Origin of the sequence: Microbulbifer marinus (assembly GCF_900107725.1) — a bacterium.
GTDB classification, from domain to species: domain Bacteria; phylum Pseudomonadota; class Gammaproteobacteria; order Pseudomonadales; family Cellvibrionaceae; genus Microbulbifer; species Microbulbifer marinus.
In genome coordinates this window covers 146,313-162,976 of the sequence record NZ_FNQO01000003.1, presented here as the reverse complement: position 1 = coordinate 162,976, position 16,664 = coordinate 146,313, and the positions used below count along the sequence as shown (strand labels likewise).

Here is a 16,664-nt window from a genome sequence, read left to right as displayed (position 1 = left end):
CAGATCGTGAAAAACCATGACATCGTAGAAAAAAATATCGGTCTGATGATTTTCTTCATCGTCATTGCGATCAGCTTTGGCGCCCTGGTGGAAATCGTCCCGCAGTTCTTTACCAAGGAAAACAATGAGCCAATCGCCGGCCTGAAACCGCTGGGTGCGGTGGAGTTGGAAGGTCGCGATATCTATATCCGCGAAGGCTGTCACGTCTGCCACACACAGATGATTCGCCCGCTGCGCGCCGAGGTGGAGCGTTACGGCCATTACTCCATGTCGCAGGAACATGTATATGAGCACCCGTTCCTGTGGGGCTCCAAGCGTACCGGCCCGGACCTGGCCCGTGTGGGCGGCCGTTACTCCGACGAGTGGCAGCGCGCGCATTTGTACAACCCGCGCAGCGTGGTGCCGGAATCCATCATGCCGGCCTATCCGTGGCTGTTTGACAATGTGGTGACCGGTGAGCTTACCGCCAGAAAAATGGAGGCTCTGCGCGCAGTCGGTGTCCCGTATACCGATGAAGACATTGCCAATGCCTCCAAGCCGTTTGTCGGCGGCAAGGTGAAGGAAATCGATGCGCTGGTGGCCTATTTGCAGCAGCTGGGCACCCTGGTGCAGCAGAAGCGCTAGCGGAGAAGGGGACTCGTGGATATCAATATTTTGCGGCAGATAGGCGTAGTCCTGGGGGCCGTGGCTTTCCTGGCTATCTGCTGGTGGGCCTTCTCCCCCAAGCGCAAGAAGCGCTTTGAAGAAGACGCCCGGCTGCCGTTTGCCGACGAGGAGCCTTCGGCCGAGGATAGAGAATCGGCTGCTCGCGAGGACGAATCCAAATCCGGGAACGAATCCGGAACGAAACAAAAACAGGGGCAGGACAAGCAATGAGTACATTCTGGAGTTTGTGGGTAATTGTGCTCACCCTCGCCAATCTGGCGCTGATTACCTGGGTACTGTTCGCCAACCGCAAAGTGGCTGTAGACGACCAGGCTGAACCGGAAAACAACACGACCGGTCACGTTTATGACGGTATCGAAGAGTATGACAACCCGCTGCCGCGCTGGTGGTTCATGCTGTTTGTGGCCACGCTGCTGTTTACCGCCGCGTATCTTGCGGTTTACCCGGGGCTGGGCAACTTCAAGGGCTTCGGAGACTGGACCTCCGTAGGAGCACTGGAGAAACAGCAGGAGAAAGCGCAGGCAAAGTTCAGCGAGAATTTTGGCCAGTATCTGGAAATGCCCATCGAGCAGATTGCGGAGGACCGCGAAGCGCTGAAAATGGGCGCGCGCATCTTTGCCAACAACTGCGCGGTTTGTCACGGTGCTGACGGCGGTGGCAACTTCGGTTTCCCGAACCTGACCGACAATGCCTGGCTGTACGGCGGCACGCCGGAGAAAATCCTCGAGACGCTCAACAACGGTCGCCAGGGCATGATGCCTCCGCAGGGGCCGGTGATTGGCGAAGAGGGTGTTAAAAACGTTGCTGAGTATGTGCTGTCTTTGAACGGCCTCGAGCACAACGCCGAGATGGCGGCTGAAGGTCAGAAGGTTTTCGGCACTGTGTGTATGGCGTGTCACGGCGCGGACGGCAAGGGCAACCAGGCCTTGGGTGCGCCCAACCTGACCGACAACATCTGGCTCTACGGCAGCAGCCGCGAGCAGATTCAGCACACTATCCGCGGCGGCCGCCAAAACGTGATGCCGGCGCAGGATGACAAGCTGCGCGAAGACAAGATCCGCCTGGTTGCGGCCTATGTCTACAGCCTGTCCCGTCAGGAAGACGAGCAACAGTAAACATTTCCGGGCCCGGCTTTGCCGGGCCTTCAGGATCCGGGCGCTGCAGGGACGAAGAAAAAAAGCCTCATAGTTTGGCCAAACGACAGTACCCGGGCGCAGCAAGTGCCCGCGTATAGTGAGGTTTTTTGTGAGTGATTTGATTCCGACCCGCGAAGAGCAGGAAGGCGATGGCGAAGTTCGCTATCGCATGCTCTATGAATCTGACGACAAGATTTATATTCGCCATATCAAAGGCGTCTATACCCGTATCCGCAAATATACAGGCCTGCCGCTGCTGCTGGCCTTCTTCTTCATTCCCTGGCTGACCATCGAGGGTCGTCAGGCGGTTCACTTCGACCTGCCGGCGCGGCAGTTCCATATCTTCTGGACCACCTTTGGTCCCCAGGACGGCTTCCTGCTCGCCTGGCTGCTGATTATCGCGGCCTTTGCCCTGTTCGCGGTAACGACCTGGCTCGGCCGAGTCTGGTGCGGATTTACCTGTCCGCAGACGGTCTGGACGATGATGTTCATCTGGGCCGAGCGGGTCTGCGAGGGTGACCGCAACAAGCGCATGAAACTGGACGCTGCTCCCTGGAGTGCGGAGAAAATTCTGCGCAAGGGTGGAACCCACGCGATCTGGCTGTTTATCTCCCTCGCCACCGCCCTGGCGTTCGTCGGATATTTTTACGGGATTCGCGACCTGGTGGTGGACCTGGCCAGCTTCAACGCGCACCCGCAGGGCGCTTTCTGGGTCGCTTTCTTTACCTTTGCCACTTACATGAACGCCGGTTTCCTGCGTGAGCAGGTGTGCAAATACATGTGTCCCTATGCGCGCTTCCAATCGGTGATGTACGACCAGGACACGCTGGCGGTCTACTACGATGCCAAGCGCGGCGAAACCCGCGGGCCGCGCAAAAAGGGTATCGATTACCGCGCCGAGGGCATGGGCGACTGCATCGACTGTTACTGGTGCGTGCAGGTTTGCCCGGTGGACATCGATATCCGCGACGGCATGCAATACGAGTGCATCAACTGCGGTCTGTGCGTCGACGCCTGCAACAGCGTGATGGACAAGATGAACTATCCGCGCGGCCTGATCCGCTTTACGTCCGAGGACGAACTGGAAACGGGTAAGACCAACTACCTGCGCCCGCGCCTGTTCGGTTACGCATTCGTGTTGCTGGCAATGGTGGGCCTGTTTGCGCAGCAGGTAATCACCCGCAGCCCGATCGAGGCCGAGGTGCTGCGCGATCGCGGTGCCCGCATGTACCGGGAGTCCCAGGGGTTGATCCAGAATGTGTACACGATCAAGATCAACAATATGGACCAGGCTGCGCACGAGTTCTCCATCACTGTCGAGGGCGAACCCGACTATGACTATTCGGTGCGCAAGCCCCGCGAGGTCTACCTTCAAGCGGGTGAGATCTATTCGGTCCCCATCCGTGTCAGCGTGCCCAGGGAACAGCTGAAATTGACCAAGCACGACATCTACATCGTTGTGCAGGCGGAAGATAAGCCGGAGCTGATGGATAAACACAAGACGGTCTTTATCGGTCCAAAACAATAGTCGCGCTTTCATGTCAGTCTAGAATGCGACGGCCCTGATCGGGCCGTCGCTGTATTTTCGAAAGCGTCCACAACTTTGGTAGAGCAATGAGCGAACAATCCTCAAAGCCGTGGTATCGGGAAGCCTGGGCCTGGATGGTCCTGGCGCCGCTGATACTGGTGGTGCTGGTTTCGGCAGTGATGGTGTCTCTGGCGGTGCGCCACGCCGACGACACCGTCAGCGATACCTATTACAAAGACAGCCGCATGTACCATTTCACTGCAGACCAGGACCTGCGCGCGCAGGCTCTGGGCCTGGCGGCCATGGTGCAGTTCCAGCGCGCAGACAGTTCCGTGACAGTGGAATTGAACGGGGAGCTGGAATATCCGCAGCAGCTGTTGCTGACGATGAGTCACCCGGTAGAGGCCGATATGGATCGCCACATCCCGCTGACGCAGATGTCGGCCGGACGCTACACCGGTTCCGTGCCCGGGGATCTGGAGCACCGCTGGTATCTGCGCCTGATGCCCGAACTGGACCCGCAGCAACACCAGAAGGCCGAGTGGCGACTCAAGGGAGAGATCAACTTCGACCTCGGCGAAGCCGCGCCTCTCAACCCTGCCAGTCAATGACCGCAACCTCTTGTTTCCACTGCGGCCTGCCGGTTCCGAAGGGCAGCAACCACTCGGTAATGATTGACGGTGCCGAGCGCTCCATGTGTTGCCCGGGCTGCGAGGCGGTGGCGGGGGCCATTGTCGCCGGTGGCCTGGATAACTTTTATCGCTATCGCGACAGCAGTAGCGAGCGCCCCGAGGATGCATCGCCACAGCCCGACCGCTGGAGCGCCTACGATCTGCCCGAGGTGCAGCAGCAGTATGTGCGTGACTGGAACAGTGAGCGCAAACTGGCAAGTTTGCTGATCGGCGGTATCAGCTGCGCCGCCTGCGTCTGGCTAATCGAAAAACACCTGGGTCAACTGGCAGGGGTGGAAAAGGTATCGGTCAACGCCAGCACCCAGAGGGCACAAATCTGTTTCGATCCGGCCGCCGTGCAGCCGAGCCGCCTGTTCGCGGAGCTGGAGCGTATCGGCTATCGACCGGCGCCGGCCACCGCGTCGAACAGCGAGGGCATGATTCAGAGCGAGCAGCGCGCCGCACTGCGCCGTTTGGGTGTCGCGGGCCTCGGCACCATGCAGGTGATGATGTTCGCCATCGCGCTCTATTTCGGCGCCAGCAGTGGCATCGATGGCGATATGGAACGGTATTTCCGCTGGGTGTCGCTGTTGGTGGCGACGCCGGTGGTCCTCTACGCCGCGCGCCCGTTTTTCTCCGCGGCGCTGCGCAGTCTGCGCGCCCGCCACCTGAGTATGGATGTGCCCGTGTCCCTGGCGATCGGGCTGGCCTACGCCGCCAGCTTTTACGCCACGGTATTTGATACCGGCGAGGTGTATTTCGAATCCATCTCGATGTTCACTTTCTTCCTGCTACTCGGCCGCACCGTCGAGATGCGCGCGCGCCACCGCGCCGGTCTCGCCAGTGGCGGTCTGGCCCAGCTGCTGCCGTTGACCGCGGCCAGGCTCGACGGCGAGGACGTCTGCAATGTGCCGGTAGCGGCGCTGGCTGTCGGCGACCGCATTTTGCTGCGGCCCGGCGATACCATCCCGGCCGATGGTGAAGTCATCGAAGGGGAGAGTGGTGTCGACGAATCCCTGCTCAGCGGTGAAGCGGCCCTGCAGCAGAAGACGCCTGGCAGTCCGGTATATGCCGGCAGTGTCAATGGCGATTCGACCCTGCAGGTGCGCGTGACCGCCGCCGGCCAGTCGACACGCCTGTCGGCGATTGAACGGCTGGTGGAGCGGGCGCAGTTGGAAAAACCGCAGCAGGTGGCGCTGGCGGATCGCGTTGCCGGTATTTTCGTCGGCCTGGTGCTGCTGGCGGCGCTCACGGCGTTCGTGGTCTGGTGGCAGATAGACACCGCGCGGGCCTTCTGGGTGGCGCTGTCGGTGCTGGTGGTGACCTGTCCCTGTGCGCTTTCCCTGGCCACGCCGGCTGCACTGGCGTCGGCAACCCTGCGCCTGCAGCAGCTTGGACTGCTGGTCGCCAGCGGTAATCTGCTCGAGACGCTGCCGCGAATCGGCCGTGTCGTGTTCGACAAGACCGGTACCCTGACCCGCGGTGAGCCGCGCATTCTGCGGATTGATTTGCTGCGCGATGACTGGGACGAGCAGCGGGTAAAGGATGTGGCGGCGGCGCTGGAGTCGCAGACCAATCATCCGCTGGCGCGGGCGTTTCGCGCCTGGCGCGGTAACGTTTCTGCGCGGGATTTGAAGGTCCACACCGGCCGCGGTTTGGAAGGCGTAATCGACGGCGCACGCTATCGACTCGGCCGGGCGGACTTCGCGGCAGCGGTAAAGCTGGAAGCTCCGGCAGGCGAGGGACAGTGGCTGTTGCTGGCCGATAATACCGGCCCCATCGCCTGGATTGCGCTGGGCGACGGGCTGCGCTCTTCCGCCCGGGCGGCGGTGGCGCAGCTCGAGGAGCGTGCGCTGCAGGTGGAACTGCTCAGTGGCGATCAGTCTGCCGAAGTGGCGCGTCTCGCCGGCGCCGCGGGCATCACGCATTTCCGCGCCGGCACCTCACCGGAAGATAAGCTCACTCACCTGCAGCAGCTGCAGGCGGGCGGCCAGAGGGTGCTGATGGTCGGCGACGGCCTCAACGACGTCCCGGTGCTGTCCGGCGCCGATGCGTCGGTGGCGATGATGTCTGCCGCCGACCTCGCCCAGTCCAGGGCGGATGCCATATTGCTGAACGGCGATCTCACGGTGTTGCCCAAAGCGATCGGCCTGGCACGCAAGGCGCGGCGCATCGTGCGGCAGAACCTGGCCTGGGCGCTGGGGTATAATGCGCTGGCGCTGCCGCTGGCAGTTTGTGGGCTGGTGCCGCCCTGGGCCGCGGCCATCGGCATGTCGGTGAGCTCACTGATCGTGGTCCTGAATGCGATGCGTCTGTCCCGCAGTGACGCCGGCAGCGGTAGCGCCCGAGAGTCATCTGCCGCAGCAGGGGCGCCCGCTGGGCAGAAAAGCTGGAGTTAATCTTGGACAGCCTGTACTTCCTGATTCCCATCGCCGTCATCTTCGTGACTATCGCCGTGAAGCTGTTTTTCTGGGCGGTCAACAGTGGCCAGTACGACGACCTGGAAACCGAGGGGCGGCGTATTCTGTTCGACGATGACGAGCCGCGCGAACGACCGTCTGACAAAGACGGGCAGGGGGACTAGGTGGGCGACTGGGGTTTTATCGCCGCCGCACTCGCGATCGGCTTTCTTGGCAGCAGCCACTGTATCGGTATGTGCGGCGGTATCGCCGGCGCATTGGGTATGGCGGTGCCCGGGCAGAAGACTGCCTGGCTACAACTCACTTCCTATTCCGCCGGTCGCCTCGGCAGCTATACCCTGATGGGCGCCGTGGCCGGCGCGCTGGGCGCCGCGGCCTTACCCACGCTGACGCCGTTGCGTCTGCTGGCCGGGTTCATGCTGATCGCGATGGCGCTCTATATCGCTGGTGTCTGGCGCGGTCTGGTATGGCTGGAAAAGGGCGGTGCCTACCTGTGGCGCTACCTGCAACCATTGTCCGCACGCCTGCTGCCGGTTCGCTCCGCCGGGCAGGCGCTGGCACTGGGCTCGCTGTGGGGCTGGCTGCCCTGTGGGCTTGTATACAGCGCACTGACTTTTGCCCTGGCCCAGGGCAGTAGCGAGCGCGCGGCACTGGCGATGCTGGCCTTTGGGCTCGGCACTGTGCCGGCGATGTTTGCTACCGGTGCCGCCGCGGCGACAGTGCGCGGTATTGTGCAGCGCCCGGCGGTGCGGATGCTGTTTGCCGGCGCGATATTGCTGTTCGGCAGCTGGACCCTTTGGGGTGCTTTGGGGCACGGTGGTCACGTTGGGCACAATAGTGCGCCGGCAACGGATACTTCCCTCCAACAACATCACAATCATCACTGACACCTGTTCCTATTGGCCAGCATGATTTTTCCTGGCTCACCGCAGGCCGGTTAAGGCGCGGGAGCAGGTTGGCAGTTGGCTACGCAATGTTCGATGATTGCAGGCCGCGGCGGGTCGGCGCATGCCACGCCCGTGGACTCTGTCGTTATGCTACTGGGCCCGATCCACGATCTCGTCGTGACCTGCGCGTGTCGCGCAGTGCGCGCAGCAGTAGTACTCGCCGCCGGCTTCGGTGCCGTGACCCAGGATACGGCAGTTACACTGAGCGCACTTGGGTGCCAGCGCCTGAATTGCGCACTCGAAGCTGTCGAATGTATGAGATTCACCGCCGATGGTGATCTTCATTGTTTTGTCGTATTCGTTGCCACAGGTTTCACACTGATTCATGGTTTGGCTCCGTTTTGCTTGAGCTCGGCCCTTTGAACGGGTCAGGTATGGCTGTCTGTTCGTACTGCTCTGGATGAAGCCTAGTCGAGCCTCTGCTGGCTGTAAGCGGTGGTCACTGAACCTGACTAATTGCGCGCCGTTACCTACACTCATATCTGAGGTTGGATGTATCCGGAGGTTGTGAGCTGTGAGTACGAGCAAAGAGAAAACCGCTTACGAGAAGAAGATGGCCGCGAGGATCGAAGAATGGAACGCGGAAATCGACAAGCTGCAGGCGCGCGCCGAACAAGCGGGGGCTGATGCCGAAATCAAGTACCGCGAGGAGCTGAACGAGTTGCGCAGCAAGCGCGATGCGCTGCAGGAAAAGATGAACCACCTGAAGGATCAGAGTGGCGATGCCTGGGACGAGATGAAAGCCGGCGTTGAAAATGCCTGGGGGGAGCTGAAGAAATCCATCGACCGGGCCCGCGACCGAATGCGCTAGCCCGGCGACCGGCGATAGCCGGTCGAGCAGTTCCCGGCGGCTTTACAGATCGATGCGCAGCGACAGGTCGATGGCCCGCAGGTGCTTGGTCAGGCTGCCGGAAGAAATGTAGTCCACATCCAGGCCGGCCAGTTGCTGCAGCCGCTCGCTGTCGACACTGCCGGAAATCTCGATTTTGGCCTGGCCCTTCGCCAGTGACAGGGCGGTCCGAGTATCCTCGTCGCTGAACTCGTCGAGCATGATCACATCGGCACCGCTCGCCAGGGCCTGTTTCAGCTCGTCGATATCTTCCACCTCGACTTCTACTAGCGCCTCAGGTTTGATCGCTCTTGCCTGGGCGATGGCTCTGTCGATACCCCCGGCCGCAGCGATATGGTTTTCCTTGATCAGGAAGGCATCGTAGAGGCCGACGCGGTGATTGTGGCAGCCGCCGCATAGCACCGCGTATTTCTGCGCGCTGCGCAGGCCGGGAATGGTTTTACGGGTATCCAGTATCTTGATCCGCGTGCCGGCGGCGCGCGCGGCGAACTGGGCTGCGGTGGTGGCGGTGCCGGATAGTGTCTGCAGGAAATTCAGCGCGGTGCGCTCACCGGTCAGAATCGCGCGGGCGTTACCCTGTAGCTCGAACAATACTGTGTTGGCCGCTACCCGGTCGCCGTCCTCGCAGTGCCAGGTGAGCTGCAGATTGGGATCCAGCTGACGGAAAACCTCTTCCACCCAGGCCCGGCCACAGACGGTACAGTTTTCCCGGGTAATCACCCTGGCGCGGGCATCGCGATCCGCGGGAATCAGCTGGGCCGTGATATCTCCGCTGCCGATATCCTCTGCCAGCGCTGCGCGCACGGAGCGCTCCATGTCGGCGATCAGGTTGGGTATGGCGGTGTCTTGTGGTTGCATTGGGGGCCCTCGATTCGCAAGCGGGCGAAGTGTATCAAATGCGATTCGACTTGGATTGTATTTGCTGTCGCTGCCCTTGAATTCGAGGCAGCATAGGCAGAGAGCTGCTAAACCGGCACTCAGCTGTGACCAGGGTCTCAATTAAAACTCCGCCAGTTGTTATGCCCCCCCGAGCCGACTGTAGAATAGCCCTTTATGACTAGCGGGCCGGCAGCGCCCGCGCAGGGTGGGTCGGTACAACAATGAGACGGTTACACTATGCCGGGGTGATCGGGGCCGGACTGGTCGCAGCCTGCCGGTACATTTCGACCACTAGCAACAGCGCGGGGTGCCGGGCGGCATCCGAAGGGCTTTTTTATGATGAATGAGTCCAACAAGGTCGTTTCCCTGGCGGAGAAAAGTGCCGGGAAGCTGGATTTTTCCACGCGCAAAAAAATGCCGCTTCCCCCCGCCGCGGCAGTCCTGCGGGACAAGGCGCGTAACCTGCTGTTGGAGCAGACCAAGCAACTCTTTGCCAAAGTGGACGACTCCCTGTTTTCAATGGCAGAACGGGCCCATGGGCAGGAAGAGCAGGACGGTCTCTTCCAGGCGTTGCGTCTGTTGCGCGTCGAGCGTCGCAAAATCGCAGAGCGTTTTGCGGACAATCTGGATCAGGCCTTCGAGGTAAAGTCCCCGGAGCATGAGCTGGAGCAGGGCTTCGCTTCGGAAAATTTGTCCCTGGTCCACAATGACGAACTCGAACAGCTGGTCGCAGCGGACACCATGGTCGCCAACGCCAAGCGCGCCTACGCTGAGCCGCTTAGCGAACTATCCCTGCGCTTCGATACCATTTATCCCGTCAAGATCCACGAAAAGAACAATCCCCTCGGCCCGGATGCGATCTGTGATGCTTTCGTGGACGCGGTGCGCCCGCTGGATATCCATATTCGCGCACGCCTGACACTGCTGAAGAAATTCGAGCAGGTGGTCATGTTGCAGCTGCAGGATTTCTACGAACTCTGCAACCGGCTGCTGGTGGATCACGGAGTCCTGCCGACGCTGCGGGAACCGCGCCGCGAGGCCGGGCAGCAACCGGCCCGGCGCCCGAGTGGTCCCGCTGCTGCCGGCGCGGCCGCCGGGACAGGTCGTACGCAGGCGGCGGCTTCCGGCCAGGACATCAACGTGGGCGCGGCCGGCAGTGGCAGTTTTGCGCCGGGTTTGCTGCCGGCGACGGCCGGCCTCGCACCCATGCCTGCCGGCGATCTGTTGGCGCATCTGGGCGAATTGCAGAATAGTGCTGAGCATCAGGGGGCCGCCGAAATCCAGTTGTTAAACGTGAATGAACTGCTGCAACAGCGCTTGGTGCAGGCGAATCAGGCCGCCTCCCTGGCCAAGGTCGACAGCGACATCATCAAGCTGATCGAGATGCTGTTTTCCTTCATTCTCGAAGACCGCAGCCTCGCCATGCCGCTCAAGTCGCAGTTGGGACGCTTGCAGCTGCCACTGCTCAAGGTTGCGATTGCCGACAAATCGTTCTTCAGCAAAGGCGGCCATCCGGCGCGCAAGCTGCTCAACGAACTCGCCGATGCTGCGACCGGCTGGCAAGTCGGTGACAGTTATGAGTCAGACCCTCTCTACCGGGAAATCAGCTTGGTTGTGGATCGTGTGCTCGACGAATTCGACCAGGATGTGAATATTTTCTCGCAGCTGCTGGAGTCCTTCCGCGCATTCATCGTGCGTGAGCGCAAGCGTGCGGAAATGCTCGAGCGCCGCGTGGTGGACGAAGCCGACGGTCGCGCCAAGACGCAAGCGGCTCGCGCACGGGTAGCTGCGGTGATGGATGCGCTGATGGCAGAGCGAGATTTACCAGCGGTGGTACAGGATTGGCTGCACAAGGTCTGGAACAATGTGCTGTTCCTTACCTGTGTCAAGGATGGCACCGACAGCGAAGACTGGAACCGGGATGTACGCACCGCACGGGATCTGGTGTGGAGTGTGCAGGCGCCGATGCCGGACAGCCGCCAGCAGCTTCTGGGATTGCTGCCGGCGCTGCAGGAACGGTTACGCGAGGGCGTGGAAGCGGTCTCACTGAGCCCGTTTGAAGCGCGCAACCTGTTTGCGGGCCTGAAAGAAGTGTACCGGGAGCGCTTTGCGCTGGCACAGCGGCTGGCGGCGGAGAGAGAGCGTCTGGCCAAAGAACAGGCGGAGCGGGATTTACGCGAGGCGGCTGCGCCTGCAGAGACACCGGTTGCGGTCGAACAGGAAGAGGTTCCGGTGGAGGCCGCGCTGCCGCAGATGGAAGAGCTGGAGCAGGTGGTGGCGCAGGCCGAGGTGGTAACGGCCGAGCCCGAGCAGGATGGGTTAGCTTCTCTGCCGGAGGACGATCCCCACTGGCAGATGACTTTTCGCCTGGCGCAGGGCAGCTGGTTCGAACTGAAACGCTCCGAAGAGGAACAATTCCGTTGCCGCTTGGCCGCCGTAATCAGAGACATCGACCAGTTCATTTTTGTCAACCGCAACGGTGCCAAGGTGGCGGAATTTGCCCGGCTGGAACTGGCCCATGCCCTGCGGGCGGCGCAGCTGATGCCGCTGGATGACGGCATGTTATTCGAGCGTGCATTGCAATCGGTGATCGGCAGCGTCCGCCAGAAACGCGATGGACAAAAATAGTGTCCGTGAGTGGCGCTAATTTCAACTTTTCTGGCGCCAGTCGGGCCGGGTTCGACTGGTAGCTATCACTTCTGTTGGCGCTTTTTTCCCCGAATTTTGGCGGCTGGCGTCATTTTCAAGGCCGCTTGCCTATTGGTGTCATGTTGAAAAAGTTTTGACTGCCATTCCTGTCTCTCCAACAAGACCTGAAAATATTTTGCGCAATTCGGCGTCTAACTGACCGCATTCCCCTTGCGTGTTAGTTCTAATTGCCCGATATTCTCCTTGGCGCAGAAATACCGCAAAAAGTGTGAAATCTGTCGCGTTTTTCATCTGGTGAGGGTCTCTCTAACCGTTCGGGGCGGGCACCAGATATCTCTTTTTTGTTCCTCTAATGGGTACTTGATTTAAGCTGGATCCGATGTGGTCAGGGTTGACCGCCGGAGAAATAAAATTTCTCAGCGCCAGGGTGGCGTATAGAGGCTGAAATGGACACGAATGAATTTTCCCGCGTCGTTGCTTTTTCCAACAACAAATCCGACGTGACCAGGCGGTCTTCTAATGACTGCCCCCTCCCTTCCGCCGTAGTCAGTGTGCGCGATACCGCCAGCAGTTGGCTGTTTGCACGTATAAAAGAAGTGTTCGCCGGTGTAGATGACACCTTGTTTGCAATGGCGGAAAAGGTGCACAGCCAGGAAGAGCAAGATGGACTGTTCCAGGCACTGCGGGTGTTGCGACTCGAGCGCAACCGAATGACCGATCGTTTCGTCGTTTCGGTCAAGAACGGCTTTGCCGATATTGATAGCCGGGCACCGCAAGCAGAGACGGACTTGCCAGCCGAAGAGGGGCTGTCTCTGGTTCAGAACGACGACCTGGAGCAGCAGGTCGCGATGAAATCCATCATTGCCGATGTGAAACGCGATTGCGCGAGCCCGATCGCCGAACTGGCACTGCGCCTGGATACGCTGCTGCCGGTCAAGGTATACGACGAAAATATGCCGCTGTCGCCGTCAGTCCTTTGCCGCGCTTTCGGGGAGGCGCTCAAGCCTCTGGATATCCATCTGCGCGCACGCCTGACGGTACTGAAAATGTTTGAACTGCGGCTCGCCGCAAAGCTCGCCACGCTCTATCAGAACTGCAACCAGCTGCTGATAGAAAAGGGCGTCTTGCCGGGCTTGAAAGATCCCTTGCTGCAGCGCAGGCAGGTCTCGCGGCCCGGCGCGCCGCGTATGCCGGCCGGTAACAGTGGCGGCGCAGCAACACCAACCGGAACACCAATGCCTCCTGCTCCCCAGGGACATCCGACTGCCGCCACGGGATTTGCCGGCGGGGGGGCTGTACCCAACGGGCCGATAGTGCCCGGAGGCTATCCCGGGGCGACCGCAGGGCAGGTGCCCGCTGTCGGCAATGATGCCGGTAGCGCGAACGGTGGTTACGGACTGGTTCCGGCTGCCTCCGGTGTCGTGTCGATGGAGACACCCGATCTACTGCAACACCTGGGTGCCCTGCAGTCGATTCCGCTACAGGAAAACGTGCTCGGGCAGGTGCTGGATGTCAGCAGCCTGCTACAGCAGCGCCTGGTGGAGGCGAAGAAAAGCGCTTCACTGCACGAGCTGGATACGGAAGTTATCCGCATGGTGGACCTGCTGTTCTCCTTCATGCTGGAAGACCGCAACCTTGCGGAACCGATCAAGGTGCAGCTGATCCGACTGCAATTGCCGCTGTTGAAACTCGCGGTCGCCGACAAGGCCTTCTTCAGCAAAGGCGGACATCCGGCACGCAAATTGTTCAATGCGCTGGCCGATGCGGCTATCGGCTGGCAACCGGGAGAAAATTACGAGAAAGAGCCGTTTTACCGCCAGGTTTGTGTGGTGGTTGAACAGGTATTGAAGGACTTTGACAGCGACGAAGGCATCTTTGTCCGCCTGTTGCAGTCTTTCGAGGACTTTGTCGAGCGCGAGCGGCGCCGGGCCGAAGTGATGGAGCGGCGCACAGTCGATGAAGCCCACGGCAGTGCGCGGGTGGAGGCGGCCAAGGCACGGGTGGCGGCGGTATTTGACGCTCTGACCGCAGAGCGCAAGCTGCCAAAAATCGTGCACCAATGGCTCAATCGCGTCTGGAACAGTGTACTGTTCCGCACCTGTCTCAAGGAGGGTACGGACAGCACCAACTGGCGCCGCAATGTGTTGACCGCGAGGGATCTGGTATGGAGTGTCGTTGCGCCTATGCCAGAGAGCCGTTTCAAGATGCAGCAACTGTTACCCGGCTTGCGCAAGCGTCTGGACGACGGAGCGAAATCGTTATCGCTCAGTATTGGTGACCGGCAGCGCCTGATGCAGGGGCTGAACGCTCTGTATCGGGAGCGCCAGGCTCTCGGCGAGCGGGTCGAGTCGGAGCGCGAGCGCCGCACCCGCGAGCGACTGGTGCAGGAGCTGCTGCGCGAAGCGGACAGCGTGCTGGAGATTCCAGAGGTTCCAGTCGTGGCCGAGCCGGAGGCCGAAGCCTACGGGGCGCCGGCGGTCGATGAGCCGGCGGCTGAGACAAGTGCGGAATCCCCGGCCGCCGAAGAAGCGCCAAGTGCGCAGTTGCTTGATCGGGAAACCGATCTGCCCGCGGTGGAAGAGCTGCAGCAGGTCGCCGAGGCGGCGCCAGTGGCCGAGACAAAAGATCTGGAGCCGCTGGCGGACAGTGATGAGTGCTGGCGTCAGACCTATCACCTGAAGTACAGCTGGTTCATGCTGCACGCGCCGGACAAGCCGCCGATTCGCTGCCGTCTGGCCGCAATCATCAGGGAACTGGATAAATTCATGTTTGTAAATCGTTCGGGCGCCAAGGTGGCGGTGTATTCGCGACTGGAGCTGGCGCACGCGCTGCGCGACGAGGTGATACAGCCGCTGGATAAGGGGCCGCTATTCGAGCGGGCGTTGAAACATGTTGTGGGCAGCATTGGCGAAAGCAAAATCGCTGTCACAGTGGACGACAGAGAGGCGGTTGTCTGATTATGCTCAGTTTTTGGCACCCGCGGCCGCGGATGCCAAAGCCTGTCTGTAAACCCACGGTATTTTCAGCGGCCGCGTGCCGCTTAACCGGCTCCAGTGCTCTGCATCTCGAAATCCCGCGGCTGGCGGAATCATGCCGATTGGCATATCGATCACCGCTTCCATAGAATGGTGTTTTGCCGGGGCTCCGGGGCGCAATCCGGAGCCGCAGTCTGTCGGAGCGGAGATCAGCGAGTGAAATACCAACTGGATTCCGGCTGGTTGTCCGGAGCGCGCCAGGTTCCCAGCCCCCACTGTAACAGCCGGCCGGAAAGCTGCCCGGTCGACCTACTTGTGATCCACAGTATCAGCCTGCCACCGGGGCAGTACGGTGGTCCCTACATAGACGCTTTCTTCCTCGGGCAGCTGGATATCGATGCCCATCCGTATTTTGCCGAGATTGCCGCACTGCAGGTCTCCGCGCATATCCTGATCGACCGCGACGGCCGGGTAACCCAGTATGTTCCCCTGGACCGGCGTGCTTGGCATGCCGGGCAGTCGGAGTTCGAGGGGCGATGCAACTGCAATGATTTTTCCATTGGCATCGAGCTGGAAGGGCTGGACACGGACACCTATACCGACGCCCAATACCGCTCGCTGGCCGAGGTGACGGCCGCCATCATGGCGGCCTATCCGGCAATCGACAAAGACAGAATTACCGGCCACTCCGACATTGCGCCGGGCCGCAAGCTGGATCCGGGGCCGGGGTTCGATTGGCAGCGCTACTTCCGCGAGCTGGATCAAGTGATCGCCGCCTGAGGGCTGTTGTGCGCCGACAGGTTGCCGTTCCATTGGCAAGTGGCTTTCCCGTCAGCCGCGCTGGCGTTATTCTTCTCCAATAAATCCAAACGTCGAGAAATACTATGGCACTGCTAATCGTGCTGCTGGCACTGGCGCTGGTGCAATTGTGGGGATCCGGTGCGCCCATGCACCGGGATGACTGGTTTCAGTGGTGGCGCAGTCGACTCACTGGCGTTGAGCGCCTGCGCAAGGATCCGGGCCTGCTGTTGGGAGCCAGTATCCTGCCGCCGGCGCTGTTCGCCGCGACATTGATGGTACTGGCCGAAGTGCTGCTCGGCGGACTCGGCACCCTGTTACTGGGCGTACCACTGCTGCTGTACTGCCTCGGCCGCGGCAATTTCAATGAGATGCTGTCCGATTACCTGCGCAGCTGGTATCGCGGCGATCTGAGTTCCGCGCGTCAGGCCGCGGCACCGCTGATACGCGAATTGCACGAAGAGCCGGGTGACGGCCAGCGGCTGCACGAGCAGGTATTTCGCGGTGCCGCTTACTGTGCGTTTGAGAGGCTGTTTGCGGTACTTTTCTGGTTCATTCTGCTGGGTATTCCCGGCGCGCTGCTGTTTCGCCTTAGCGCCCTCTACGCGGAGCAGGTCCGCGGTGAGGAGGGCGGTGCCACTGCAGCGCGCTGGCTGTGGTTGCTCGAGTGGCTGCCGGTGCGTGTCATGGGCTTCAGCTTTGCCATCGTCGGCAACTTTGCCGGCTGCTACCGTGCCTGGCGCCAGTGTCTCACCTGTCGCGAGCGGGATACCGCCGAGGTACTGGAGGCGTATCTGGAGGGGGCACTTGGCGGTATCGACGCCAGCGAGTGCAATGCAGGATTTGAAGTGCCTGAAGGCCAGCGGGTCTGTGGAGCACAGCTCGAAGGTTTACAGGCGCTGCTATCCCGGGCACTCCTGTTGTGGATTACCGCGCTGGCCCTCGCGGTGCTGTTCGATTTTTAAGTAAACCGCACGGCGCTAGCACGATGAGAGTGAACTGGCGCCAAGTTTAGAACATTGTTCCTGTTGCTTTGTTGACTTGCCGGTGGCTTCCCAAGATATTGCGCCCGACGGGGCCGCGTGGGAATTTATTTCCGCTGGAGCCCGATAACTATAAATGAGAAGTTTGGGCGAAAATCTGCC

At 60.8% G+C, this 16,664-nt stretch carries 16 protein-coding genes; 13 read left to right on the top strand and 3 right to left on the bottom strand.

Annotated elements, in window-relative coordinates; genetic code table 11:
- Positions 1-6 precede the first annotated feature (6 nt).
- The 8 genes from ccoO to BLW36_RS12655 all read left to right on the top strand — a co-directional run bounded on the left by ccoO (position 7) and on the right by BLW36_RS12655 (position 7,308).
- The gene (gene ccoO / locus BLW36_RS12690) at positions 7-624 is read left to right on the top strand and encodes a cytochrome-c oxidase, cbb3-type subunit II (protein WP_091389103.1); all 618 of its coding nucleotides are present in this window, start codon (positions 7-9) and stop codon (positions 622-624) included.
- A 15-nt stretch (positions 625-639) separates the two neighbouring features.
- Positions 640-876 (top strand): cbb3-type cytochrome oxidase subunit 3, encoded by a 237-nt coding sequence (locus BLW36_RS12685; RefSeq protein WP_091389100.1) that lies wholly within the window; start codon positions 640-642, stop codon positions 874-876.
- A complete protein-coding gene (gene ccoP / locus BLW36_RS12680) occupies positions 873-1,781 on the top strand; it encodes a cytochrome-c oxidase, cbb3-type subunit III (protein WP_170833208.1) in 909 nt (302 codons plus the stop codon). Before BLW36_RS12685 ends, ccoP begins: the two co-directional genes overlap by 4 nt.
- A 130-nt stretch (positions 1,782-1,911) precedes the next feature.
- Positions 1,912-3,330: a cytochrome c oxidase accessory protein CcoG gene (gene ccoG, locus BLW36_RS12675; RefSeq protein ID WP_244506252.1), complete on the top strand. Its 1,419-nt coding sequence runs from the start codon at positions 1,912-1,914 to the stop codon at positions 3,328-3,330.
- An 86-nt stretch (positions 3,331-3,416) separates the two neighbouring features.
- Entirely contained in the window at positions 3,417-3,941 is a 525-nt protein-coding gene (locus tag BLW36_RS12670) for a FixH family protein (protein ID WP_091389097.1), read from the top strand.
- A complete protein-coding gene (locus tag BLW36_RS12665; RefSeq protein WP_091389094.1) occupies positions 3,938-6,400 on the top strand; it encodes a heavy metal translocating P-type ATPase in 2,463 nt (820 codons plus the stop codon). Before BLW36_RS12670 ends, BLW36_RS12665 begins: the two co-directional genes overlap by 4 nt.
- 2 nt (positions 6,401-6,402) lie before the next feature.
- The gene (gene ccoS, locus BLW36_RS12660) at positions 6,403-6,585 is read left to right on the top strand and encodes a cbb3-type cytochrome oxidase assembly protein CcoS (RefSeq protein ID WP_091389091.1); all 183 of its coding nucleotides are present in this window, start codon (positions 6,403-6,405) and stop codon (positions 6,583-6,585) included.
- A complete protein-coding gene (locus BLW36_RS12655; RefSeq protein ID WP_091389088.1) occupies positions 6,586-7,308 on the top strand; it encodes a sulfite exporter TauE/SafE family protein in 723 nt (240 codons plus the stop codon). It abuts the gene before it with no gap.
- A gap of 150 nt (positions 7,309-7,458) precedes the next feature.
- Here the strand turns inward: BLW36_RS12655 and BLW36_RS12650 are convergent, their stop codons facing one another.
- Entirely contained in the window at positions 7,459-7,695 is a 237-nt protein-coding gene (locus BLW36_RS12650) for a hypothetical protein (protein WP_091389084.1), read from the bottom strand.
- 187 nt (positions 7,696-7,882) lie between these two features.
- Between BLW36_RS12650 and BLW36_RS12645 the strand changes: the two genes are divergently transcribed.
- On the top strand, positions 7,883-8,179 hold the full coding sequence (locus BLW36_RS12645; RefSeq protein WP_211567202.1) for a sll1863 family stress response protein: 297 nt from the start codon (positions 7,883-7,885) through the stop codon (positions 8,177-8,179).
- Positions 8,180-8,221: 42 nt separating this feature from the next.
- On the opposite strand, the gene nadC is transcribed toward BLW36_RS12645, so the two are convergent.
- Positions 8,222-9,076: a carboxylating nicotinate-nucleotide diphosphorylase gene (nadC, locus tag BLW36_RS12640; RefSeq protein ID WP_091389081.1), complete on the bottom strand. Its 855-nt coding sequence runs from the start codon at positions 9,074-9,076 to the stop codon at positions 8,222-8,224.
- A gap of 357 nt (positions 9,077-9,433) precedes the next feature.
- Here nadC and BLW36_RS12635 point away from each other — a divergent pair, with 357 nt between their 5' ends.
- On the top strand, positions 9,434-11,725 hold the full coding sequence (locus tag BLW36_RS12635) for a DUF1631 domain-containing protein (RefSeq protein ID WP_244506251.1): 2,292 nt from the start codon (positions 9,434-9,436) through the stop codon (positions 11,723-11,725).
- Between the two features lie 138 nt (positions 11,726-11,863).
- Here the strand turns inward: BLW36_RS12635 and BLW36_RS17375 are convergent, their stop codons facing one another.
- Positions 11,864-12,037 (bottom strand): hypothetical protein, encoded by a 174-nt coding sequence (locus BLW36_RS17375; protein ID WP_170833207.1) that lies wholly within the window; start codon positions 12,035-12,037, stop codon positions 11,864-11,866.
- Between the two features lie 155 nt (positions 12,038-12,192).
- Here BLW36_RS17375 and BLW36_RS12630 point away from each other — a divergent pair, with 155 nt between their 5' ends.
- The 3 genes from BLW36_RS12630 to ampE all read left to right on the top strand — a co-directional run bounded on the left by BLW36_RS12630 (position 12,193) and on the right by ampE (position 16,484).
- Positions 12,193-14,703, top strand: a complete 2,511-nt coding sequence (locus BLW36_RS12630; RefSeq protein WP_091389078.1) for a DUF1631 domain-containing protein — start codon at positions 12,193-12,195, stop codon at positions 14,701-14,703.
- 234 nt (positions 14,704-14,937) lie between these two features.
- Entirely contained in the window at positions 14,938-15,501 is a 564-nt protein-coding gene (gene ampD, locus BLW36_RS12625) for a 1,6-anhydro-N-acetylmuramyl-L-alanine amidase AmpD (RefSeq protein WP_244506250.1), read from the top strand.
- A 104-nt stretch (positions 15,502-15,605) separates the two neighbouring features.
- Complete coding sequence (gene ampE / locus BLW36_RS12620; protein WP_091389072.1) at positions 15,606-16,484, top strand: regulatory signaling modulator protein AmpE; 879 nt, start codon at positions 15,606-15,608, stop codon at positions 16,482-16,484.
- Positions 16,485-16,664: the final 180 nt, after the last annotated feature.